23 protein-coding genes and 1 tRNA gene are annotated in these 21,238 nt (G+C 62.6%); 8 read left to right on the top strand and 16 right to left on the bottom strand.

Annotated features, from left to right (window positions below; all coding sequences use genetic code 11):
- Positions 1-294 precede the first annotated feature (294 nt).
- Positions 295-371, bottom strand: a tRNA-Met gene (locus tag ACYHH6_RS30465).
- A gap of 340 nt (positions 372-711) precedes the next feature.
- On the opposite strand from ACYHH6_RS30465, the gene ACYHH6_RS30460 reads away from it, so the two are divergent.
- Positions 712-1,671 (top strand): Gfo/Idh/MocA family protein, encoded by a 960-nt coding sequence (locus tag ACYHH6_RS30460; protein ID WP_352556302.1) that lies wholly within the window; start codon positions 712-714, stop codon positions 1,669-1,671.
- A 53-nt stretch (positions 1,672-1,724) separates the two neighbouring features.
- On the opposite strand, the gene mnmA is transcribed toward ACYHH6_RS30460, so the two are convergent.
- Positions 1,725-2,915 carry a tRNA 2-thiouridine(34) synthase MnmA gene (gene mnmA / locus ACYHH6_RS30455; RefSeq protein WP_181061261.1) on the bottom strand — a complete coding sequence of 397 codons (1,191 nt, stop codon included), beginning with the start codon at positions 2,913-2,915 and terminating at the stop codon, positions 1,725-1,727.
- A gap of 257 nt (positions 2,916-3,172) precedes the next feature.
- Here mnmA and sciP point away from each other — a divergent pair, with 257 nt between their 5' ends.
- Entirely contained in the window at positions 3,173-3,448 is a 276-nt protein-coding gene (sciP, locus tag ACYHH6_RS30450; protein ID WP_013529904.1) for a CtrA inhibitor SciP, read from the top strand.
- A gap of 66 nt (positions 3,449-3,514) precedes the next feature.
- On the opposite strand, the gene ACYHH6_RS30445 is transcribed toward sciP, so the two are convergent.
- Positions 3,515-4,444 (bottom strand): NADP-dependent oxidoreductase, encoded by a 930-nt coding sequence (locus ACYHH6_RS30445; RefSeq protein ID WP_352588232.1) that lies wholly within the window; start codon positions 4,442-4,444, stop codon positions 3,515-3,517.
- A 94-nt stretch (positions 4,445-4,538) separates the two neighbouring features.
- On the opposite strand from ACYHH6_RS30445, the gene ACYHH6_RS30440 reads away from it, so the two are divergent.
- Positions 4,539-4,943 (top strand): winged helix-turn-helix transcriptional regulator, encoded by a 405-nt coding sequence (locus ACYHH6_RS30440; RefSeq protein WP_352588235.1) that lies wholly within the window; start codon positions 4,539-4,541, stop codon positions 4,941-4,943.
- Between the two features lie 105 nt (positions 4,944-5,048).
- Here the strand turns inward: ACYHH6_RS30440 and ACYHH6_RS30435 are convergent, their stop codons facing one another.
- On the bottom strand, positions 5,049-5,426 hold the full coding sequence (locus tag ACYHH6_RS30435) for a flagellar export protein FliJ (protein ID WP_142869582.1): 378 nt from the start codon (positions 5,424-5,426) through the stop codon (positions 5,049-5,051).
- 450 nt (positions 5,427-5,876) lie between these two features.
- Here ACYHH6_RS30435 and ctrA point away from each other — a divergent pair, with 450 nt between their 5' ends.
- Entirely contained in the window at positions 5,877-6,572 is a 696-nt protein-coding gene (gene ctrA / locus ACYHH6_RS30430) for a response regulator transcription factor CtrA (protein WP_006203583.1), read from the top strand.
- An 84-nt stretch (positions 6,573-6,656) separates the two neighbouring features.
- On the opposite strand, the gene ACYHH6_RS30425 is transcribed toward ctrA, so the two are convergent.
- Positions 6,657-7,025, bottom strand: coding sequence for a response regulator transcription factor (locus ACYHH6_RS30425; RefSeq protein WP_112561197.1), 369 nt, complete (start codon positions 7,023-7,025; stop codon positions 6,657-6,659).
- Positions 7,026-7,283: 258 nt separating this feature from the next.
- A complete protein-coding gene (gene chpT, locus ACYHH6_RS30420; protein WP_142869636.1) occupies positions 7,284-7,913 on the bottom strand; it encodes a histidine phosphotransferase ChpT in 630 nt (209 codons plus the stop codon).
- A 391-nt stretch (positions 7,914-8,304) separates the two neighbouring features.
- Between chpT and ACYHH6_RS30415 the strand changes: the two genes are divergently transcribed.
- A complete protein-coding gene (locus ACYHH6_RS30415) occupies positions 8,305-8,841 on the top strand; it encodes a DUF1134 domain-containing protein (protein WP_235984549.1) in 537 nt (178 codons plus the stop codon).
- Between the two features lie 155 nt (positions 8,842-8,996).
- Positions 8,997-10,148, top strand: a complete 1,152-nt coding sequence (locus tag ACYHH6_RS30410) for a coiled-coil domain-containing protein (RefSeq protein ID WP_352588239.1) — start codon at positions 8,997-8,999, stop codon at positions 10,146-10,148.
- A gap of 18 nt (positions 10,149-10,166) precedes the next feature.
- Here the strand turns inward: ACYHH6_RS30410 and ACYHH6_RS30405 are convergent, their stop codons facing one another.
- The 6 genes from ACYHH6_RS30405 to ACYHH6_RS30380 form a co-directional block, all read right to left on the bottom strand.
- Positions 10,167-10,988: a TrmH family RNA methyltransferase gene (locus ACYHH6_RS30405; RefSeq protein WP_352588242.1), complete on the bottom strand. Its 822-nt coding sequence runs from the start codon at positions 10,986-10,988 to the stop codon at positions 10,167-10,169.
- Positions 10,989-11,044: 56 nt separating this feature from the next.
- Complete coding sequence (locus tag ACYHH6_RS30400; protein WP_352588245.1) at positions 11,045-11,383, bottom strand: ArsR/SmtB family transcription factor; 339 nt, start codon at positions 11,381-11,383, stop codon at positions 11,045-11,047.
- Between the two features lie 159 nt (positions 11,384-11,542).
- Positions 11,543-12,313, bottom strand: coding sequence for a HugZ family pyridoxamine 5'-phosphate oxidase (locus tag ACYHH6_RS30395; protein WP_352588248.1), 771 nt, complete (start codon positions 12,311-12,313; stop codon positions 11,543-11,545).
- Positions 12,314-12,349: 36 nt separating this feature from the next.
- A complete protein-coding gene (locus tag ACYHH6_RS30390; RefSeq protein ID WP_352588251.1) occupies positions 12,350-13,522 on the bottom strand; it encodes a CaiB/BaiF CoA transferase family protein in 1,173 nt (390 codons plus the stop codon).
- 6 nt (positions 13,523-13,528) lie between these two features.
- Entirely contained in the window at positions 13,529-14,290 is a 762-nt protein-coding gene (locus ACYHH6_RS30385; protein ID WP_112561149.1) for a 3-hydroxyacyl-CoA dehydrogenase, read from the bottom strand.
- A gap of 95 nt (positions 14,291-14,385) precedes the next feature.
- Entirely contained in the window at positions 14,386-14,922 is a 537-nt protein-coding gene (locus tag ACYHH6_RS30380) for a GNAT family N-acetyltransferase (RefSeq protein ID WP_112561148.1), read from the bottom strand.
- Positions 14,923-15,193: 271 nt separating this feature from the next.
- On the opposite strand from ACYHH6_RS30380, the gene ACYHH6_RS30375 reads away from it, so the two are divergent.
- Positions 15,194-16,180, top strand: a complete 987-nt coding sequence (locus ACYHH6_RS30375) for a glutathione S-transferase family protein (RefSeq protein ID WP_352588255.1) — start codon at positions 15,194-15,196, stop codon at positions 16,178-16,180.
- A gap of 90 nt (positions 16,181-16,270) precedes the next feature.
- On the opposite strand, the gene ACYHH6_RS30370 is transcribed toward ACYHH6_RS30375, so the two are convergent.
- Positions 16,271-16,771 (bottom strand): NUDIX domain-containing protein, encoded by a 501-nt coding sequence (locus ACYHH6_RS30370; RefSeq protein ID WP_352588258.1) that lies wholly within the window; start codon positions 16,769-16,771, stop codon positions 16,271-16,273.
- Between the two features lie 71 nt (positions 16,772-16,842).
- Here ACYHH6_RS30370 and ACYHH6_RS30365 point away from each other — a divergent pair, with 71 nt between their 5' ends.
- The gene (locus ACYHH6_RS30365; RefSeq protein WP_352588569.1) at positions 16,843-17,778 is read left to right on the top strand and encodes a metallophosphoesterase family protein; all 936 of its coding nucleotides are present in this window, start codon (positions 16,843-16,845) and stop codon (positions 17,776-17,778) included.
- On the opposite strand, the gene ACYHH6_RS30360 is transcribed toward ACYHH6_RS30365, so the two are convergent.
- From ACYHH6_RS30360 to ACYHH6_RS30350, 3 genes are all read right to left on the bottom strand, one after another.
- Positions 17,768-18,385 carry a hypothetical protein gene (locus ACYHH6_RS30360; RefSeq protein WP_352588261.1) on the bottom strand — a complete coding sequence of 206 codons (618 nt, stop codon included), beginning with the start codon at positions 18,383-18,385 and terminating at the stop codon, positions 17,768-17,770. The two genes, ACYHH6_RS30365 and ACYHH6_RS30360, sit on opposite strands and share 11 nt — an antisense overlap.
- Before the next feature lie 83 nt (positions 18,386-18,468).
- On the bottom strand, positions 18,469-19,266 hold the full coding sequence (locus ACYHH6_RS30355) for an alpha/beta fold hydrolase (protein WP_352588264.1): 798 nt from the start codon (positions 19,264-19,266) through the stop codon (positions 18,469-18,471).
- 106 nt (positions 19,267-19,372) lie between these two features.
- Positions 19,373-21,142 carry a tetratricopeptide repeat protein gene (locus ACYHH6_RS30350; RefSeq protein WP_352588267.1) on the bottom strand — a complete coding sequence of 590 codons (1,770 nt, stop codon included), beginning with the start codon at positions 21,140-21,142 and terminating at the stop codon, positions 19,373-19,375.
- Between the last annotated feature and the right edge of the window lie 96 nt (positions 21,143-21,238).

The raw sequence follows: 21,238 nt of genomic DNA, 5'->3' as shown, positions 1-21,238 counted from the left end.
TTGTTGAAGAAGCCCGCCATGCTCTGCCGCTGCCGAACCACCCTCAATGCGAGCGCGACGTCCGGGTCGTGATCGCTACCTCACCCCACGCGCCCATCCCGCGCAGCGGGTTCGTTCAACGGCCCCAAAGGCGACATCACAACATCTGCTCGGCGATGATCGCTTCTGGCGCATCTGCGACGTTCTTTGGCACCGTAAGGTAGCAGGCTCGGCCTTGAATCATTGAGGATTTTTCGGACAGGGCGCTACCATAGATCCGGGTTTTTGTTATATTTCAATAGCTTAAAGGTAGACTGGTAGCGGGAGAGGGACTTGAACCCCCGACCCCAGGATTATGATTCCCGTGCTCTAACCAACTGAGCTACCCCGCCAGGGCGGCGAAAGGCCCGAATCCACCTTAAATCGAAAGGCATTTCGAGGCGTTCGCCAAGGTCGCGCGGATATAAGGTTGGGAGGGCGAGCCTGTCAAGCATCGATGCGTCAGGCGCGCCGGCATATTGTCGCCCGAGAAAAGCTTTGCCGGGCAGACATCCCGATGCAGCCGGGATGGGGCTCTAGTCTTTGTTTGAGCATGGTCTCTGGACAAAACGGGTACCCCGTTTGTCCGTGAAAACCGGTTCCCACTTTTCGGGACCACGCTCTTGTCGCCGGGGTTGAGTTCGGCGGGGCACGTCGCTATGTCTCGGCCAAGAAATCTAGAGTTTGAAGCTGATGAAGCCGCGCATTGCAGTCCTCGGTTGCGGATACTGGGGCAGCAACCACATCCGCACCCTCAAGGCGCTTGGCGCGCTGCATGCGGTTTCCGATGCCAATCGGGCGCGGGCCGAAGGTTTTGCCAGCGAGCAGGACTGCCTGGCGATCGAGCCGGATCAGCTGTTCGTGCGTGACGATATCGACGCCATCGTCATGGCCTTGCCGCCGCAGTTCCATGCCGACCTTGCCGTGCGCGCCGTCGAGGCCGGCAAGGACGTGCTGGTGGAAAAGCCGATCGCGCTGACCGTGCCCGATGCCGAACGCGCAGTGCAGGCGGCCAAGGACAATGGCCGCGTCTTCATGGTCGGCCATGTCTTGCGCTTCCATCCAGCCTTCGAGACGCTGAAGGCGCTGATCGACAATGGCGAGCTCGGCGAAGTCCGCTACATCCATTCGCACCGGCTCGGCCTTGGCAAATTTCATACCGAGAACGACGCGCTGTGGGATCTTGCGCCGCATGATCTGTCGATGATCCTGGCCATTACCGGCACGGAGCCCATCGAAGTCAGGGGCGAGGGTGCTGCCTTGCTCGACAGTCTCAGCGACTTCGCGCACCTGCATATGCGCTTTCCCAACGGCCTGCGCAGCCACCTCTTCGCCTCGCGGCTCAATCCCTATCGCGAGCGGCGGCTGACCGTCGTCGGCACCAAGGCGATGGCGGTGTTCGACGATGTCGAGCCATGGGAACGCAAGCTTGCCGTCTACCGCCATGCGGTGTGGCAGGACAGCGGCCAGTGGGCCTTCACCACCAACGAACCATCCTATGTCGCGGTCGGCCAGGGCATGCCGCTGACGCGCGAGCTCGAGCATTTCATCCAGTGCATCGAGACGCGGGCCGAGCCGCGCACCAGCGGCGAGGAAGCCATCAGGGTGCTGCGCATCCTGACCGCGGGCACGGTTACCCACACAAAGTCCTGAGACCGTTGGAAGCTGCGCTGAAGGTCAGAGAAACAGCCTCTGAAAGGACGGCGTTATTCTGCAGGAACCTGTGCCGGCCTGGCGGCAAGCCGCGTCAGCATCGCTTCGGCCTCGGCGCCACGCTCGGAGCGCTCGATAAAGCCGCCGCCGAAGACGCGGGCCTCGTTGCCGTCGTCCGAATAGAGCACGCAGGCCTGTCCGGGCGCGATACCGGACTCGCCGTCGACCAGTTCCACAAAGGTGCTGCCGGCGCGGTGATGCAGCACGGCCGGGCGCGGCGGCCGCGTCGAGCGGACCTTGGCAAACAGCTCCATGCCGGCGGCCGGAATGTCTGACAGCGCGCGATCGCCCAGCCAGTTCATGTTGCGCAGGTAAATCTTGTGCGTTTCCAGCGCCTCGCGCGGGCCGACAATGACGCGGGCCCGGTCGGCGTCGAGATGGACGACGTAGAGCGGTTCGCCCGACGCAATGCCGATGCCGCGGCGCTGGCCGATCGTGTAGCGCAATATGCCATCATGGCGGCCAAGCACGCGGCCGTCGATATGGACGATGTCGCCCGGGTTGGCGGCAGCCGGCTTCAGCTTGGCGATGATATCGGAGTACTTGCCCTGCGGCACGAAGCAGATGTCCTGGCTGTCCTGCTTGGCGGCGACGGTCAGCCCCATCTCTTCGGCAATAGCGCGCACCGCGGGCTTCGACAGGCCGCCGAGCGGAAAGCGCAGATAGTCGATCTGCGCCTGCGTGGTGGCAAACAGGAAGTAGCTCTGGTCGCGGTCTGCATCGACCGGCCGGAACAGCGCGCGGTGGGCGCCATTGGCGCCGGAGCGGATATAGTGGCCAGTGGCGAGCGCGTCGGCGCCAAGGTCCTTGGCGGTCGCCAGCAGATCGGCGAACTTCACCGTCTGATTGCAGGACACGCAGGGGATCGGCGTCTCGCCGGCGACATAGCTCTCGGCGAACGGGTCGATGACCGCCTTGCGGAAGCGCTCTTCATAGTCGAGCACGTAATGCGGGATGCCCAGCGTCTCCGAAACGCGGCGGGCGTCGTCAATGTCCTGGCCGGCGCAGCACGAGCCGGCCCGGTGCGTTGCCGCGCCATGGTCGTAGAGCTGTAGCGTGACGCCGACGACATCATAGCCTTCGCGCTTCAAAAGGCCTGCGACGACGGACGAATCGACACCGCCCGACATGGCGACGACGACGCGGGTGTTTTGCGGGCTGGCGGGAAGGTCGAGGCTGTTCATGGTTCTTTCGTTCTGCGCGGCGCTTCAATGGCAGTGGCGCGAATATAGGTCAACCACATCAGCGGCGCCAGCTTTGCGGCAGCGCCGATTTTGCGGGAAAATTGCGCGCCCGCCGGCCGTTCACTCAAATGCCGACGAAAAGACTAACGCGGCGTTCATGATCCTTACCTAGTCATTAGGGTTCGCTTAGGCAATTTTTAAAGCTGTGGCGGTAATGTGGTGGGGATTGGGTCTTTGAGTTTTTTGTAGAGAGTACGATGACCGATCTTGTTAGACCGCGAGTCAAATATGTTATCGGGCCTGACGGCAGCCCTCTTACGATTGCCGATCTGCCGCCGACGAATACACGTCGCTGGGTTATCCGGCGCAAGGCGGAAGTGGTTGCGGCGGTGCGCGGCGGGCTTTTGAGCCTCGACGAGGCATGCCAGCGCTACAAGCTGACCACCGAGGAATTCCTGTCCTGGCAAGCGTCGATCGACGAATACGGGCTTGCCGGGTTGCGCACGACGCGCATCCAGCAATACCGGCACTAGAGCCAGGATCTCAACAAGAAAAGGGCGCGGTAACCGCGCCCTTTTGCCTGTCGTAAGGCCCCTGCTTCAGGCCGTCAGCACCACCTTGCCGATGGGCCTGGTGGCGAGAAAGGCGTGCGCCGCGCCCGCCTGTTCGAGCGGAAAGCTCTTTGCCACATGGACGGCAAGCTTTCCCGCATCGACCAGTTTGCCAAGCTCAACGAGGCCTTCGCGGTCAGGCACCACAGACATGCGCTCGACGCGGATGTTTCGCGCCGCAGCCTTGGCCCGGGTGGTGTCGTGGACGTCGAGCAGCGACACCAGGACGCCGCCGTCCTTCAGGACTGTCAGCGATTGGTCGGCATGGTCGCTGCCCATCGGGTCCAGAACCAAATCGATGTCACGGACCTCAGCGGTGAAATCGCCCTTGGTGTAGTCGACGACCTCGTCGGCGCCGAGCGAGCGGACGAAATCGAGTTTCTTCGGACTGGCGGTGGCGATGACATAGGCGCCGCGCGCCTTGGCAATCTGCACGGCCAGATGTCCGACGCCACCGCCCGCGGCATGGATCAACACGCGCTGGCCGGGCTTCAGGCCACCATGGCGGACAATGCCTTGCCAGGCGGTCAGGCCGGCCAACGGCAGCGCGCCGGCGTGATTGTGATCGATGCCTTGCGGCTTCGGTGCGATTTCATCGACCGGGGTGACGGCGAGTTCCGCATAGGCCGCGGCCTGCTTGGGAAAACGCGGCATGCCGAATACGGCGTCACCGACCTTGAGGCCACCATTGACGCCTGGGCCCAGCGCCTCGACGGTGCCTGAAATATCCCAGCCAAGGGTGAAGGGCGGTTCGCCCAGCAATGGATAAGAGCCGGCGCGCACCGAGCCATCGACCGGATTGATGCCGGCTGCGTGCACGCGGACCAACACTTCGCCTGATTTGGGCGAGGGGGCGGGACGATCGGCGATGACGAGGACGTCGGGTCCGCCGACGGAATTCTGGACAACGGCACGCATGGGATATCTCTCCTGCTTGGGTTCATATGCCGCTATCATTTGGATAGTATTATTCTCTTGTCTAGTATGTACCTTTTCTATATATAGGTACCCCATGGATAGTGATAATGATTGCGGCAGCGGCTATGATGCCTTCCAGCGGACGTGCCCTTCGCACGCCGTGCTCGAAATGCTGGCCAGCAAATGGGTCTATCTGGTAGTTTGCGCATTGCGCCGCGGCCGGATGCGCAATGGCGAACTGGCCCGCAGGCTGGAAGGCATCACGCCCAAAATGCTGACGCAGACGCTGCGCATTCTCGAGCGCGACGGGCTGGTGCGGCGCGAAATCTTTCCGGTCATCCCGCCGCGGGTCGAATATGAATTGACGGAACTTGGCCAGAACCTGGCGGGGCTGCTCACCCAGATACGGTCCTGGTCGGAAGAGCATGTGCCCGACATCAAGCAAGCGCGGGCTAGGGCAGAGGCGAATCAGGAAGCGGAGTTGCAGGCACAGGCCTGAAGCTGCGGCCGCCCTGCGGCCAGATCAGCAGCGCTGGAACTTTGGTCCGGCCGCACTCAAGCAAAGTGCGGCGTCAGGCGCCGCTGGCTGGATCAGCCACCGTCTTCAGCCGATCATGGCGCTGCGGCCGCCGAGTTCAGCATCGCGGATCTTGGTGTCGCGCGATTCCAGCATCTCAGCCTTGGAAAGCTCCGCTTCAGCTTCGCCGAGTAATGATTCGGCAGCGCTTCGCTGCTGGGCGAGGTCGCTTTGCGAGTTTCTGAGGTTGTCGCGGCGCAGACGGGCCGCTTTGGCGAAGGTTGGATAGGCAAAATGACTGATGTCGGTGATGCCCGCCTTCTTTTCTTCGGCGGTGATCTGAAGCTCCAGTTCAACAGCCATGCGCTCGAACTCGGCGATCATCGTGTCGAGCTGCAGCAGCTGCCGCCGCTTCTCATTCACCTGAAACTGCTTCAGCCGAACGAGGTTTTCACGTGACTTCATGATTCGGTACTCCCGCAAACGCACACCTGCACATATCGTCCAATCCGCTCGCCAGGGCCTGGCGACACCCGTATCCACCGGCATTCCCCGAACTATGGGAAACAAATTCCTAAAGTTTTTTGCCGGCGGTAACCATTCGTTTACGGGCATTGTTAATCATACGGGCGAGGACTTAAGGCCGGGTAAAAATTCCGGCTCCCGATACGGAAGCCGGCCAGCGAGTCCCTTGAGTCACTTAGTCCAACTTATTAATGTGTTGCATTAGCGATTTGGTTCTGTGATTCATCATTAGATTCAAGAGGGTGTAGAAAGCGGTTAAAAAATCTGGTACCGTTCTGACTGCGGAATTAGGTTTTGTTAACCATTCGATGGCAGCCTTCTGTTCAGGCAATCACTGCTCCGGTCCCGGATGGGTCGTGACATGGTCCGGCGGCAGAAAAGGGGAATGAAATGCGCGTTCTGCTGATAGAAGACGACAGTGCAACCGCTCAGAGCATCGAGCTGATGCTCAAATCCGAAAGTTTTAATGTTTATACGACCGACCTCGGTGAAGAAGGCGTCGATCTCGGGAAACTTTATGATTACGATATCATTCTTCTCGATCTCAACCTTCCCGACATGTCAGGCTACGAAGTCTTGCGGACGCTTCGCCTGTCCAAGGTGAAGACGCCAATCCTGATCCTGTCCGGCATGGCCGGCATCGAGGACAAGGTGCGCGGCCTCGGGTTCGGCGCCGACGACTATATGACCAAGCCGTTCCACAAGGACGAGCTGGTCGCCCGCATTCACGCCATCGTGCGCCGCTCCAAGGGCCATGCCCAGTCGGTCATCACCACCGGCGACCTGGTGGTCAATCTCGATGCCAAGACCGTCGAAGTCGGTGGCCAGCGCGTGCATCTGACCGGCAAGGAATACCAGATGCTGGAGCTGCTCTCGCTGCGCAAGGGCACCACGCTGACCAAGGAAATGTTCCTCAACCACCTCTATGGCGGTATGGACGAACCGGAATTGAAGATCATCGACGTCTTCATCTGCAAGCTGCGCAAGAAGCTCGACGCTGCGTCCGGTGGCCAGAACTACATCGAAACGGTCTGGGGCCGTGGCTATGTACTGCGCGAGCCGGAAGACATCCGCGTCAGCGCCTGACCGAATCATCTGATTGAATTCAATGCAAAAAACCCGGCTCAGGCCGGGTTTTTTGCTGTCCCTTCCGTTCGAGCACGAGCCGAATCAGGCGGCGATCTTCAGGGTACGAAAGCGTTCGAGCAGTTGCGGCCGGTTGAACGGCTTCAAGAGATAGCCCTGGGCGCCGGCGCGCTTTGCCTTCATGATCGAGGCGACATCGACTTCGACCAACGAAATCAGGATCTGCGGCTTGATCGCGCTTTCCATGGCGCGGACCCGGCGGATGACATCGACCGCCTGCATGTCCGGCAGTGCGCCGTCGACGACAATCACATCGGGCATCTCGGCAGCGCACATCTCGACCGCGTCGTGTCCGGTGGCCGCTTCGATCACCACCATGTCGGAGCCGCCAAGAATCCGTTTTGCGACCTTTCTGATCACACTCGAATCGTCAACAAACATGCAGCGCTTCATTTCCGGGTCCTCTTTGCCTTGGGGCGAACCGGCGGCATCCGGGGTATCGGGATGCACCTTAGACCGATCTGGTAAAGAAGCCGAAAAGCCGTTAGGTAAAGTTTTTGCAAAAATGTCGTTTGCGCGCCGTGTCTGCGGACGCGTCGCCGACGAAGAAACTTGGTTGTTCTGAATTTCGGCCAAGCCCGCAAATATCAGCGGGAAAAGATACTTGACTTGTTCTTGGCTGTCGGCCGAGCCGGTAACGACTTCGGGTCGTCAGACCGCGGACAGCACGATCTCTTCGGCGGTCGCGTGGATCGAGATTGTCATGTTGGCCTCACGCGCAAGAAGCAGCGTGTAATAAGGCTGGACCGAATGGGCGTCGATCGGCTCCTCGGGCTTGTTGCCGGAATGGAGTTCGAGGAATTTTGGCGGCACGCGCAGCATCGGGCCGCTTGCCGCAAGCGCAAAGCGCGGCTCGGTGTCGAGGTTTTCCAGTGTAACCACCAGCTTGCCGCCGCGCGGGATGGCGGCGTTGGCGACGAGCAGCAAATTGAGCAGCAGCTTGACCTTGTTCTTGGGCAGCAGGGCGCGAACGCCGTTCCAGACCAGTTCCGGCTTCTCGTTCTTCAGGAACGCGATGGCGACGGACTCGGCATCGCCGGTGTCGATCATCATGCCGGCCGAACCTGCGGCGCCGAAGGCGATGCGGGCGAACTGCAGCCGGGCCGAAGCGTTTTTGGCACTCTGGCGAATCAGCTTCATGGCGTCTTCGTCGGCGCCGCCCTCGTCGAGGAGTTCAAGGCCATTGTTGATGGCCCCAACCGGCGAAATGATGTCGTGGCAGACGCGGCTGCACAACAAGGCTGCGAGATCGGGTGCGGAGAGAGAGAAAAGCTCGGCCATCGGCAAAAATCCCTGCAAAAAATTCACATCCTGGTGGCCACGCGAGCGACCGCCGCGCCTCACCCACCCGAATCACGCTCTTTCCCCAGCGCTTCTGAATACACAGCGCCCGAGCGTGCAGCAACAAATCCACAATTCTCGTCAGCAAAAATGGCGTGTTTGCACAGGATGGGAGCCCGCACAGACGGTCAGACAGCCTTCGAACCGCCATGTTCATGTGGAAGGTTAATGGTTGAAAAAGGATTACGGCATAGTTTGCCCGTAACAGTCATCCTTAACGGCCGCCTAAAGAGCCGGACGGGGTGCGAGGCGTCGGCGAAAGTGCTCCCTGACGGAGATTGGAAGCATGGTTTCCCGATTCTACGACCGGACCTTTGTCCGTGTCTTCTTCATGGCGATTGCCCTCATGGGCGCGCTCGCCTTCTCAACCTCTGCGTCGCGGGCGCAGGAATACACCGCTCAGGAGATCGTCGATTCCGGCCACAAGTTCTTCGGCGCGACGTCGGGCGGTCTCGCCACCGTCGTCGAGAAGATTTTTGCCTCCTACGGCCTGCCCAATGGCTATCTGCTCGGCGAAGAGGGTTCTGGCGCGGTGATCGGCGGCCTGACCTACGGCGAAGGCACGCTCTACACCAAGAATGCCGGCGACCATAAGGTGTTCTGGCAAGGTCCGTCGCTCGGCTGGGATTTCGGCGGCGAGGGATCGCGGGTGATGATGCTCGTCTACAATCTCGACGACGTCAGCAATCTCTACAACCGGTTCGGCGGCGTTGCCGGCTCAGCCTATGTCGTGGCCGGCGTCGGCTTCAACGTGCTGCAGAACAACAGGGTGTTGCTGGTGCCGATCCGCACCGGCGTCGGCGCGCGGCTTGGCGTCAATCTCGGCTATCTGAAGCTGACGCAGAGGCCGACCTGGAATCCCTTCTGAGCGATTCCGACCACAGGTTGACCCGATCAACAGGTTCTGACCCGATCAAGCTGCGGCATACTCTTGCCGCAGCGCTGGATTTGCGTCATGCGAACATGGCAAAGTCCAGACTTGGCGGTTGTCGGCTAGCGACCCGCCTGTAACGGGTAGTCACCTTGGTTCAATCGATCCTGTTCTTCGCCCTCGGCTTTCTGTGCGCCGGCTTTCTGGCGCTGCTGGTTGCGCCGGCCATCTGGCGGCGGGCGGGCGCGCTGACGCGCAGGCGTGTCGAGGCGTCGGTGCCGCGAACGCTGGCCGAGATCCAGGCCGACAAGGACAGCTTGCGGGCCGAGTTCGCCATGACGACGCGCCGGCTCGAAATCAGCGTCAAGACGCTGCGTGAGCAGGCCAATGAGCAACTCGTCGAAATCAGTCGCGGGCGCGAGGCGCTGAAAGGCCTGGCGGTCGAGCGCAAGGACAAGAAGCAGGCGCTTACCGAGCTCGGAGAAAAAAACGAATTGCTCCTGCATCGCGAGCAGCAGATACAGCAGCTGACGGACAAGCTGGTGCAGGCCGAGCGCATGATGGAAAAGCGCGCGCTTGAGCTCGAAAAGCTTGAGCACATGTATGACGACGCCTCCTTCTCCTCCAGCAATCGTCAGATCAAACTGGTGGCGCGGGAATCGGAGCTGGAAAAGTTTGCCAACGACATTTCGGTGCTGCGCGGCCAGCGCAAGGAAGCCGAGAAGCGCCATCAGGAAGTCGTCGCCGAGAGCAAGGCCACGCGCGATTCTCTGAAAGCCGAGAAGAAGAGAACCGCCGATCTCGAGAAGAAGCTCGAGCGCCTGCTCGCCACGCTTGCCGATCGCGAGGACAAGCTCGATCGCCGCGAAAAGGAACTGGTCCGGCTTCGCGAACGGTTGAAGGGCGAGGCTGCGGGAGGCGCCGTGGCTGCTGGCCTTGTTGGCGCGCAGGACAATGCCCCCGCTGGTAACAACGACGTCGACAAGGTGCTAGCCAAGCTCGAAGGCGATCGCGAGCGGCTGGAAGCCAGGCTGACGACGCTGGCCCGTGAGAACAAGCGGCTGAAGACGGAGCTTGGTGGTTCCGAGACCACGAGAAATGGCGACGACGAGCGCAGCGCCGGGGATGCGTTGCGCGAACAGATGAACACGCTCGCGGCAGAGGTCGTCAGCCTGACCGCCAAGCTTGAAGGACCCGATTCGCCGATCACCAAGGCGTTGGCTGCGCCGCAGGAAGCGCGATCGGGAACCATCAGCCTCGCCGATCGCGTGCGGGCGCTGCAAAAGGCAGATTCGGCGGGCTGAGCTTCAGGCCGCTGGCTTTCAAAAATCCTGGGCGGCTACCGACTTGGCAGTCGAAAAATGATGCAACGCGATGGCTGAGGCTGCAGCGACATTCAGGCTGTCGAACCCTCCAGACATCGCAATCCTCACCGTCCGCAGCCGGTCAAGCAGCCTCTCGGGCAGGCCTTCGCCTTCGGTGCCGAGATAGAGCGCCAGTCGTTGCGGTCTCGCGGCATTGCGTATGTCAGCCTCGCCGCGCGGCGATAGAGCGACCTGGGCGAAGCCCAACTCGTCGAGCTTCGCGATGAAAGCTTCAGTGTGGCTGAAGGAGGCGAAGGGAACTTTCAGCGCTGCGCCGACGGAGACGCGGATCGCCTTGCGATACAGCGGATCGCAACAGGTGGCGTCGATAAACACGGCATCGGCGCCGAAGGCGGCAGCGTTGCGGAAGATCGATCCCATATTGTCATGGTTGGCGATGCCGATGAGCACGACGATCAGCGCGTCGGCAGGCAAGGTGTCGAGCAAGGCCTGTGCGAGCTGCGGCGTGCCCTTGCTGCCGATCGCCAATATGCCGCGATGCATGTGGAAGCCGGCGATCCTGTCCATGACGTCGCTTTTCGCAACGTAAACCGGCAGGTCGGCAGGGGCCTTGCGCAGGATGTCGTCGAGCCCGGCCAGCCGGTTTTCCAGAACCAGGACCGACTCGGCGGCGAAGCGTCCGGCTGTCAGCAGGACGTCCAGCACCACCTTGCCTTCGGCGACGAACCGGCCATGGCGGCCGGTGAGATCGCGCTCGCGGATGTCGAGATAGGCGGCGACCCGCGGATCGCGCGCGTCGTCGATCTGGATCGGATCCATAAATACCTCGGCCGGCGAAAATCGTCAGCGAGGTAAGGAGCGATCGGAGCCGCAGGTCAAGTCCCGGCGCGGCGCAGACGCGTTGCCATCTGGGACAAATCGCCGGCGCCGAAGATACCGTCCAGCATGCGCAAGAGGTCGCGCACGGCGTCCGACTTGCAGGAATAGTAGATCATCTGCCGGTCGCGGCGGGTCTCGACAAGATCGAGCGCCCTGAGCTTGGCCAGATGCTGCGACAAAGCGGACTGGCTGAGCACCACCTTTTCGGCGATGGCACCGACCGACATTTCACCGTCGGCCAGATAGCTCATGATCAAAAGCCGCTTTTCGTTGCCCATAAGGGTCAGAAATGTCGCCGCCGATTCGGCATTGGCGATTAGTTTGGTCGAGACCATGCCCCATGTTTCCCTGCTCATCCGAACGCTATGGGGGCAAATAGCGTTGGGTGCTATAATTCAGCTGTGGATGCACGCTGCTGATTCAGCGCTACCTGAATCGTAGATCATTTCGCCCAAATCTCAAGACATGCTTTTGATTCATGACGATTATCCTTGCTAACCCTGCGTAGCCGGCGCACGTCCGGCCCTGGCCATGTCGACCAGAACGGGCCGCAGGTCGCGCGCGGTATTCAATGGTTGCGGAAAATAGACCCTGCAAACGGCGTCGCCCGATGCCAGGTCCATGCCCTCGGCATCGAAGCCGGTCATGGTCCAGCCATCACCGTCGGCCTTGGCAAAATGATGGGCATAGACGGCGATTGCATCGAGATGGTCGGCATTCATGTGGTCGAGGGCGGACTGTTCGCTGGCCGCCAGTTCGTCGACGATCGGCCCATCGGTGATGAGATCGGCACGGTCGAGCAGATAGGCCTTGCCGAAACCGCCATTGAGGCTGGCACGCTCCGGCTCGAGGCGGAAGATCGAGAAATCGCCGAGCCCGGAATAGAGCTTAGCCCTGGGATTGTGATTGAGATAGCGCCGCTCGGCGCGGGCATGCGCGCTCGATCCGCGCTCAAGCGGCTGGGCCCGGCAAACCAGTGTTATCCTGGGGTGCGCCAGCGGATCGCCCTTGCCGGGCTCACCGACAAGCAGCGAGCAACGCGGCTCGGCAAGCATCGCCCCGGTGTGGGCGGAGAGCGCCGAGACAAGGATCAGCGGCGTGCCATCGGTGTCGGTGGCGACACCGACTCTGGAGGCCAGCGGCGAACCGGTCGAGGGCTCGATGACCGCAAGGGCGCCGAAGCGGGCGCTGCGGATCAAGGTTGTTGCCAGCCTGACCGCCTCGGCGTCCGTCGCGCGAATGACGTCCTTCTTCGGCTCGTTCAAAATGTTCACCGGGTTAAGTTGATTTTCTTCATCCAGTTATTGGCCAATCAGACCGGATTTGACAAGCGCTGTAATCTCATCTGCCGAAAAGCCGAAGCGCGCCAGCACGTTTTGCGGCCGCTGGTCGTCATCATCCGGCATGGCGGCAAGCGCCGGCTGCGAGGCGGAAAAGCGCGGCGCAGGTGCCGGGCGTTCGAACGTGCCCGTCTTCACAAATGCGTGACGAGCACGATTGTGCGGATGGTTCCTGGCCTCCGCAAGCGACAAAACCGGCGCGACGCAAGCGTCGGTGCCCTCAAACAGACCGGCCCAGTCGTCGCGCGTCTTCAGCCGGAACCGGTCGGCGAAGGTGGCGCGCATGTCCGGCCACAACGCCTTGTCGTACTGGCCGCGGACAAAATGCTCGCCCAGCGGCAGCAACCTGGCGAATTCGGCGAAGAAGCGCGGCTCAAGGCAGCCGACCGCGACGTGGCGTCCGTCCGCCGTTTCATAGGTGTCGTAAAAGGGGGCGCCGGAATCGAGCAGGTTGGCGCCGCGCCTGTCGCTCCACAGGCCTGCCGCCATGAAGGCGTGTATGGGCGCCGTCAGCATCGAGGCGCCCTCGACCATTGCCGCGTCGACCACCTGGCCCTTGCCGGAGCGCGAACGCTCAAACAGCGCTGCAAGCACGCCGGCGATCAGCATCATGGCGCCGCCGCCATTGTCGGCGATCAGATTCAGTGGCGGCACCGGCCGGCTTTCCTCCCGGCCGATGGCATGCAGCACACCGGAATAGGCGAGGTAGGTGATATCGTGGCCAGCGCGGCCTGCGAGCGGCCCGTCCTGGCCGAAGCCGGTCATGCGGCCGTAGATCAGCGCCTTGTTGCGCGCCAATGCAGCATCCGGGCCGAGACCGAGCCGCTCCATGACGCCGGGACGAAAGCCCTCGACCAGCAGATCGGCCCGTTCGACGAGATCCAGCACCAGCTCGATGCCTTGTGATTGCTTGAGATCGACACTCAGGATGGAACGGCCGTGACGGTCGAGATTGTACTCATCGGAGAGCGGCAGCAGGGGTTGGTCCGAACCGCTGCGCTCGATGCGCAGCACCTCGGCGCCCATCTCCGACAGCATCAGCCCGGCCAGCGGCACCGGGCCGAGCCCGGCCATCTCGATGACTTTCAGGCCGGCCAGGGGGCCGGTCTTCACTGCGGCTGCGCCGGCCGCCATGGCCGTCTATTTCGGCGCCATGCGGATCGCCCCGTCGAGGCGGATGGTCTCGCCGTTGAGCATCTGGTTTTCGACGATATGCAGGGCGAGCGCCGCATATTCGGACGGTTCGCCGAGGCGAGACGGGAACGGCACGGCCGCACCAAGCGAATCCTGCACCTCCTGCGGCATGCCGGCCATCATCGGCGTCTTGAAGATGCCGGGCGCGATGGTGCAGACGCGAATGCCGGAGCGGGCGAGATCGCGGGCGACCGGCAGCGTCATGCCGACGACGCCGCCCTTGGAGGCGGCGTAGGCGGCCTGGCCGATCTGGCCGTCATAGGCGGCGACCGACGCCGTGTTGACGATGACGCCGCGCTCGCCGCCCTGCAACGGCTCGAGCTTGGCGGCGCGATCCGCGACGAGGCGGATCATGTTGAAGGTGCCGATCAAGTTGATCTCGATCACCTTGCGATATTGGTCGAGCGGGTGCGGACCATCCTTGCCGATGGTCTTCACGCCGATGGCAATGCCGGCGCAGTTCACCAGGATGCGCGCCGGCCCAAGCCTTTTTTCCACTTCGGCGACCGCGGCCGCACCGCTGTCGGCGCTGCTGACGTCACACTGGATGGCGGTGCCGCCAATGTCGCCCGCCACTTTCGCCGCCCGGTCGATGCCGATATCGAAAATCGCGACGCGGGCGCCCTTGTCGGCCAGCGCTCGGGCGGTTGCCTCGCCGAGTCCGGAGCCGCCACCGGTTACGATCGCAATCTGGCCGTTCGGGTTCATGCCGCGTCCTCCCTGCTTTTGCGGATCATGCTACGGAGGTCGCTGGCATGGTGCAACCTGATCGGTCCATCGAGACGTCTCGATCGGCCGGGCAATCAGGCCATCGCCGGCGCGGGCTCGGCAATCCTGGCGACGCTGGCATGGCAGACTTCGCCGGAAAGACGCGCCACGGCGCCAGGCACGATCTCGTGCGACAGCAGCCGGTCGAGGTCGACCGGGCGTGGCATGGAGATCTGGCCGCGCGGGATCTTCCTGAAGCCGAGCGGGCCGTAATAGGGCTCGTCGCCGACAAGGATCACCGCCGGCGCGCCAGCCTTGGCAGCCGCTTCCAGCGCGATCGCCACCAGCCGGCGGCCGATGCCGAGATTCTTGAACGCAGGGCGCACGGCAAGCGGCCCTAGCATCAGCGCGCGGCCGGCGCCGGCCGCAATGCGGGTCATGCGCACCGAAGCAACGACGATGTCACCGTCCACGGCGACGAAGGACAGCGAGCGCTCGTGGCCGCCGGCCTCGCGGATCTTGTAGGCGGCCAACACGAAGCGGCCGGGGCCGAAGGCTTCGTCGTTGATGGCTTCGATTTCGGGGTCATGCGCCGGAGTTTCCGGCAGGTATTTCACGTCGGCAAGGCTCATGGTCTTCGCGGTCCGATATACGAGGAAGGTTGCTGCAAGCGGCAGCGTTCGCCAGTCAGCGCTTTCTAAGCGCGGGCGCCCTTTCGTCGTCGGTCAAACCGTATCGAGGCAAAGTCGAACATGCGGAGTGTCCGCTAGCATCATTTTTCGGCCGCTGCAATCGGTCGCTTTTATCAGGCATTTCGGACGAGTGACGCTCTGTTCAGCAGATGACGACTTCGACATTGCCGCTTTGCGCCTACATTGGCCAAGGCAGGCAAGGAGATTTCGCATGGGTTTGCTGGTCGAAGGCAAATGGCAGGACCACCCGGCCAAGGTCGATAGCGGCGGCAGGTTCATCCGCGCCGAGGCGCAGTGGCGTGACTGGATCACGCGTGATGGCTCGCCGGCTAAAGGCCGTACGCGCGGCTTCAAGGCCGAACCGGGCCGTTACCATCTTTACGTCTCGCTCGCCTGTCCGTGGGCGCACCGCACGCTGATTTTTCGCGCGCTGAAGAAGCTCGAAGGGATCATCTCGGTTTCGGTCGTGCATCATTTCCTCGGTGCCCACGGCTGGACTTTTCTGGCCGAGGACGGGGCCACTGGCGACACGGTTTACGGCCTCGATTTCCTACATCAGATCTACACCAAAGCCGATCCCGCCTATTCGGGCCGGGTGTCGGTGCCGGTGCTGTGGGACAAAAAGGAACAGACCATCGTCTCCAACGAATCCGCCGAGATCATCCGCATGCTCAATTCCGCCTTCGACGCATGGGGCGATGCCAACGTCGATTTCTATCCGCCGGCGCTGCGCGGCGAGATCGACAAGGTCAATGCGCTGGTCTATCCGGCCATCAACAACGGCGTCTACCGCGCCGGCTTTGCCACCACGCAAGCAGCCTATGAAGAAGCCTTTGCAGAGTTGTTCTCGGCACTCGACACGCTGGAGGAGAGGCTGTCAAAACAGCGCTATCTCACCGGCGAGCGCATCACCGAGGCGGATTGGCGGCTGTTCACGACGCTGGTGCGTTTCGACCCGGTCTATGTCGGCCATTTCAAATGCAATCTGCGCCGCATCGCCGACTATCCGAACCTGTCGAACTATCTGCGCGATCTCTACCAGGTGCCCGGCGTCGCCGGCACGGTGAACCTGCACCACATCAAGACGCATTATTACGGCAGCCACGAGAGCATCAACCCGACGCGCATCGTGCCGGTCGGCCCGGAGCTTGACTACGCCGCGCCGCATCACCGGGCGCGGTTCAGGAAGGCGGCGTGACGCCAAATCCAATCGAGCGCATGGCGCACTACGTTGCGATTTCAGCAGCGAGAGTTATCGCAGCAGCTAATGCTGTCGGAGAACTCTGGCCTACCAGTGCGGCGATGCCGGGTCCCCACCAAAAACCTCAGCGATCCGCCGCAACGTCGCCGGCGTCGTGCCTTCGGGCAGGCGATCAAGCGGGAAGAAGCCGGCTTCGGCGATCTCGTGGTCCGGCAGTTTCGGCGCCGTCTGGCTGAAGCTCTCGATCAGGTAGAAGGCGACATGGTCGCGGCGGCTGGAGCGGCGGTTGAAATGCATTGATTTCAGCACCGGCGGGGCGGTGAGTGCGATGTTGCCTTCCTCGGCCAATTCCCGCGTCAGCGCTTCGCCAAGCGTTTCGCCCAGCTCGACGCCACCGCCCGGCAATTGCCAGCCGGGAACGTAAGTGTGGCGGATGAGGAAGACGGAGTTCGACGCGCGATCGTGGATCAGGCCGCGCACACCAAGCGTCATTGGCCGCCGCAGCAGGAAATAGAGATGGAACAACCTTGCCCTGAGGCCGGCCCAACTGGTCTGGCGAAACGCCTGCTCCGGATCCGATATCGCCATCGCTAGCGAAACCGTAAGCAGACAGGAAACAGTGAGTGGAAAGCGGGGGGCGCGTCGCCTATGAAGGAAGGATGTTCAGGCTCGCGCATATTTCCGATGTCCATCTGGGGCCGCTTCCCGGTGTAACCTATCGCGAACTCGCGTCCAAGCGCGTGGTCGGCTATGTCAACTGGCAGCGCAACCGCCGCCGCCATATGCACGATGCCGTCATCGACACCATCGTCGCCGACATGAAGGCGAGCGGTCCCGACCACCTCGCCGTCACCGGCGATCTGGTCAATCTGGCGCTGGATGGCGAGATCGAAATGGCAAAGCACTGGCTGGAGACGCTAGGCCCTCCGGAGGATGTCTCGGTAGTGCCGGGCAATCACGACGCCTATGTGCCGGGCGCCTTCGACAAGGTCTGCCGCTCCTGGGCGGCGTGGATGAGCGGCGACGGCGTCACCACACCAATCGACCGCAACACTTTTCCCTATCTGCGCGTGCGCGGCAACGTCGCGCTGATCGGCGTCTCGACGGCGCGCGCCACGGCGCCGTTCATGGCCAACGGCTTCTTCCTCGAAGGTCAGGCGCAAAGGTTGGCCTCGATGCTCGACGCCACTGCCAAACGCGGCCTGTTGCGGGTGATCATGATCCATCATCCGCCGGTGCGCGGCGCCGTCACCCAGCAAAAGCGCCTGTTTGGCATATCCCGTTTCCACAAGACCGTTCACCGGCACGGCGCCGAGCTTGTGCTGCACGGCCATTCGCACCTGCCGTCGCTGTTCTTCATTGGCGGACGCGGCACCAGGATTCCGGTTGTCGGCGTCGCCGCTGCCGGGCAGTCGCCCGGCGGCAAGAACCCGGCGGCACAGTACAATCTGCTCGACATCGACGGCGAAAAGGGCAACTGGCGGATCCGGCTGACGCGTCGCGGCCTGACCGGACCGGCCATACCGCCATCCGACCTCCAGGTAATGGAACTTGGCGTGGATGCCGAGGCATCTAAACCACTGGTCAGAAGCTGATCTTCATCGCCAGGATGCGATCCCAAAACAGCACCGCCGACACAGCAAGGCCAACCACGGCGCCGGCGGCGATCAGGCCGAGGCCGGACAGGAAGGTCGACCAGCGCCTGTCGGGCGCGGTTGCTTGCAAGGGTGGTTCGGCCTCCCGCACGGTGGCGCGGTTCAGGCCGGCCACGGCGGGCTCGACGCCACCCTCCATCATGCGCTGGCGCTCGACGATGCGCTCCGCCACATAGCGCGTAACCTGATCGGCAACCGGTTTCATGTCGGTCGATTCGGCAAGTACCACGCGGCCGATGCGGGTATCCCTGAGGAAACGGTAGGTGCGGCGGTCGCGTCCCATGGCGACATGGCTGACGGCGTCGATCCACAGCCGCGGCTGCAGGCCCGACGAGACGACGAAGTCGAAATTGTCCATGTCGGCGGGTACGTCGGCAAAGACCGGGGCGAGTTCGGCGGCAAGCAGATCAAGCCGCATGCGGTGCGCCTCGCGCATGTCGACCACGACATCGTCGCGATCGGCAAAGGCGTTCTTTACGTCGCGAACGGCATCGGACAGTTTGCGCGACGGGGTTAAAGAGGTGAATTGCTCGTCTGAGTCCTTCATCATCCCTCGCTAATATATGGTTAATAGCGAGTTAACACAGCCATTTGCAAAATGCACTGGCGAGATGCCGGAAGACGGTTAGTTCAGCTCGCTGCGGCGTCGAATGTCGGACGCCTGCCGCGCCGGTCCATGTTCCGGCGCACGGCCTGGGCGACCACGCCTGGCTCCTCCTCGACCAGCATATGGCCGGCATCGATGACGTGATGGATGTGAAAATGCGCCGGCAGGCCATCAGCCTGGGTATAGGGCAGGACCGGATCGTCCGTTCCCCAAACCACCATCACCGGCATGTCGAGCGTGTCCAGCTGTTCGCGGGGGATGACGCCCTGCCGCTCATCCCTGGTCATGACAGTTGCGATCTCGATCAGCTTGCGCAACTGGCCGGGGCGACGGCGTACTTCCGCCAGCACGCCAACGATGCGTTCGGGCGGCGGGCTTTGCGGTCCGGACATGGCGGCAAGGCAGGTGCGGATTTCGCGTCTGTCGGCCGCCGCGGCGTAGCGACGCAACAGCGGCCCATTGATCTCCGGGCCAAAACCGCCCGGCGCCAGAAGCGTCAGCGAGGCTATTGTTTCGGGTTCGGCCAATGCCATCAGGGTGGCTACCGCACCGCCCATCGAATGACCGGCGACATGCACCCGTGCTATGCCGCGTGCGGCGAGATCCGCGAGAACTGCTCGCGCCGCTGCCCTGGCCGGACCGCTGCCGGGGAAATCGAGCGACAGTCCGTGTCCCGGAAGATCGTAGGCCAGTGTTCTGATCCCGGGCGCCAGCGTCGCGGTCACCTCGCGCCAGATGTCATGGCAACCGCCGAAGCCATGCAGCAGGACGACCGTCTTCGGCCCGGCGCCCCGCTCGGCAACATAGAGGGATGAGACCATGAAAAATGTATGATTATTGCAAGATAGGACAGGAAATTTCGAATTGGGCTGGATTGCTCCCAGTCCAGACCGATGGCCAGTAAAATTTTCGCGATCCGGAAAGATACTAGCTGGCGTTACCGAGGCCCGCGGCGCGCAACGCCTCGACCAGCCGCTCGGTCAGATCGGCGGGATATTTCCGCTCGGCGAAGGCCGCACGCGGGTCAGCGGCGAATTTCGGGAATTTGGTGGTCAGCTCATCCAGAAGCTTGGCCGCCAGCTGCTCGCGGCCGGCAGCCTTGGCGCCGATCAGCCGCGCCGCCAGATAATGCGATTTCATCGCCGTCGTGCGCAGCGACTCGCTGGCGATCGCGGCCTTGTTCATATCGCCCAGCATGAACTGCCCGGCGAAGAGCCCGTAATCCCACCAGGTCGGGTGGCCGCTGAACGTCTCGACGGCACGGGTCAGGATCGGTGTTCCCTCGGCATATTTGCCGGCGAAGATCAGGCCATAGCCGTAGGCGGCAGCCATGCTGAGGTCGTAGGGGTTGAGCTGATAAGCCTTGCGCATCCAGCGGATCGCCTCCTCGGGGTTGCCGAGGCGCGAGTAAAGGTAACCGTATGCGCGGTGCGCATAGGGGCTGGTCGGCCCCATCTGGATGGCGCGATGGGCAAAAGACATCGCCTGTTCGACCGTCGCGTCAGGCGGATAGGCGTAGTGATCGGTCGCGGCCTCGAGATGGAGCGATGCCAGTTCCGAATAAACGAGCGACGATTTTGCGCCTTGGCTGGCAAGGTTTTCCAGACAACGATAGGCGGCCTCATGAGTCTTGGTGCTCTGGTCGAGATAATATCTGTCGTTGAGGATCAGGCACCTCGTCAGCCCGGTCTGAATGCCGTTCTGTTCGATGTAGCTGTAGAGCGGGCCGGCGGCGGGAATGGTCGAGCTGAGGATGGCGGCGATACGATCCTCGACGGTACCAGGCGCACTGTCGGCGACCGTCAGATTGCGGGACAAAAGCACGCGGCCGGTCGCCACACTCTGCAGCTCGAGCGTCACGTCACCTGCCATTGGTCCCGGCAGGACATCGAAAACGAAGCTGGTCGGGTCGGTGCTTGGATCACGCTTGCTGTCGGCGTCGCGGCCGATGAAGTCGATGGTGTCGAAACCGGCAAGACCGGCGCGCAGCGAGGCGGCGACGCGGCCGGCCTCGGGGCCGGTGGCCTTCACGGCGATGTAGACGAGGGGCAGAGCCTCCATCGTCGGCGATGCGATGCTGCTCGTCGCGCCCGCGGTCTCGACCCCCGCCGCCGGATCGTTGCTGGCAAGCAGTGCGCCGCTGCCCTGGCGCAGGATGAGCACGCCCAGCATGAGGATGACCAGCGTCAAGGCGATCCAGAAGAACTGGAGATGGCGGGCCAGCGAAGGCCCAGGTTCTGTAATCGCCGAAGCTGTCGTGGGGAGCGCGGCAGGAGCCGCCTGGTCAGGCGATCCCGGCAGGGCGGCTACCGCCTGCGCCAGCGCCACCGGCTCCTGCCCAACCGGCAGGCGGATGGCGTTGAGTTCATAGGACGGCACATAACCGCCGCGCGGGATGGCGATGCGGACCGGATCGGCTACGCCCTCATTGGCGAAATAATGCTGGAGAAGTTCGCGCAGCCTGCCGGCCTGCACCCGGACCACCGCATCGGTCGACGAATCGAAATCGCCATCCTTGCCGAAGACGTCCATGGCGATGGAGAAACCCTTGAGCCTGTCGGCTTCGCCGGCCTGCTCGCGCTCTACAAGATAGCGCAGCAACTTGCGCGCGCGCTCGGAGCGTCCGAACGTTTCGCTGGCGAGTAGTCGCTCCAGTGTCTCGCGCACTGCGGGGGCGGCAGGCGTGGCATGCTGCAAGTGTCGATCCTCTCGAAGTCGGCACAGGTTGAGGCGCAATCATATAGCGCCTGCACTTCCATACAAGCTTGCTTATGTTATGCGATCGCGTACCGC

This window comes from Mesorhizobium sp. P171375, assembly GCF_057786075.1.
Note: the sequence above shows the minus strand (reverse complement) of the source record. Positions and strands in the feature narration are given on the sequence as shown.

Bases quoted from the DNA above. Each gene is read 5' to 3' on its own strand.
- ACYHH6_RS30460 (WP_352556302.1), top strand. From the start codon at position 712: ATGAAGCCGCGCATTGCAGTCCTCGGTTGCGGATACTGGGGCAGCAAC.
- mnmA (WP_181061261.1), bottom strand. From the start codon at position 2,915: ATGAACAGCCTCGACCTTCCCGCCAGCCCGCAAAACACCCGCGTCGTC.
- sciP (WP_013529904.1), top strand. From the start codon at position 3,173: ATGACCGATCTTGTTAGACCGCGAGTCAAATATGTTATCGGGCCTGAC.
- ACYHH6_RS30445 (WP_352588232.1), bottom strand. From the start codon at position 4,444: ATGCGTGCCGTTGTCCAGAATTCCGTCGGCGGACCCGACGTCCTCGTC.
- ACYHH6_RS30440 (WP_352588235.1), top strand. From the start codon at position 4,539: ATGGATAGTGATAATGATTGCGGCAGCGGCTATGATGCCTTCCAGCGG.
- ACYHH6_RS30435 (WP_142869582.1), bottom strand. From the start codon at position 5,426: ATGAAGTCACGTGAAAACCTCGTTCGGCTGAAGCAGTTTCAGGTGAAT.
- ctrA (WP_006203583.1), top strand. From the start codon at position 5,877: ATGCGCGTTCTGCTGATAGAAGACGACAGTGCAACCGCTCAGAGCATC.
- ACYHH6_RS30425 (WP_112561197.1), bottom strand. From the start codon at position 7,025: ATGAAGCGCTGCATGTTTGTTGACGATTCGAGTGTGATCAGAAAGGTC.
- chpT (WP_142869636.1), bottom strand. From the start codon at position 7,913: ATGGCCGAGCTTTTCTCTCTCTCCGCACCCGATCTCGCAGCCTTGTTG.
- ACYHH6_RS30415 (WP_235984549.1), top strand. From the start codon at position 8,305: ATGGCGATTGCCCTCATGGGCGCGCTCGCCTTCTCAACCTCTGCGTCG.
- ACYHH6_RS30405 (WP_352588242.1), bottom strand. From the start codon at position 10,988: ATGGATCCGATCCAGATCGACGACGCGCGCGATCCGCGGGTCGCCGCC.
- ACYHH6_RS30400 (WP_352588245.1), bottom strand. From the start codon at position 11,383: ATGGTCTCGACCAAACTAATCGCCAATGCCGAATCGGCGGCGACATTT.
- ACYHH6_RS30390 (WP_352588251.1), bottom strand. From the start codon at position 13,522: ATGGCGGCCGGCGCAGCCGCAGTGAAGACCGGCCCCCTGGCCGGCCTG.
- ACYHH6_RS30385 (WP_112561149.1), bottom strand. From the start codon at position 14,290: ATGAACCCGAACGGCCAGATTGCGATCGTAACCGGTGGCGGCTCCGGA.
- ACYHH6_RS30380 (WP_112561148.1), bottom strand. From the start codon at position 14,922: ATGAGCCTTGCCGACGTGAAATACCTGCCGGAAACTCCGGCGCATGAC.
- ACYHH6_RS30375 (WP_352588255.1), top strand. From the start codon at position 15,194: ATGGGTTTGCTGGTCGAAGGCAAATGGCAGGACCACCCGGCCAAGGTC.
- ACYHH6_RS30370 (WP_352588258.1), bottom strand. From the start codon at position 16,771: ATGGCGATATCGGATCCGGAGCAGGCGTTTCGCCAGACCAGTTGGGCC.
- ACYHH6_RS30365 (WP_352588569.1), top strand. From the start codon at position 16,843: ATGTTCAGGCTCGCGCATATTTCCGATGTCCATCTGGGGCCGCTTCCC.
- ACYHH6_RS30360 (WP_352588261.1), bottom strand. From the start codon at position 18,385: ATGAAGGACTCAGACGAGCAATTCACCTCTTTAACCCCGTCGCGCAAA.
- ACYHH6_RS30355 (WP_352588264.1), bottom strand. From the start codon at position 19,266: ATGGTCTCATCCCTCTATGTTGCCGAGCGGGGCGCCGGGCCGAAGACG.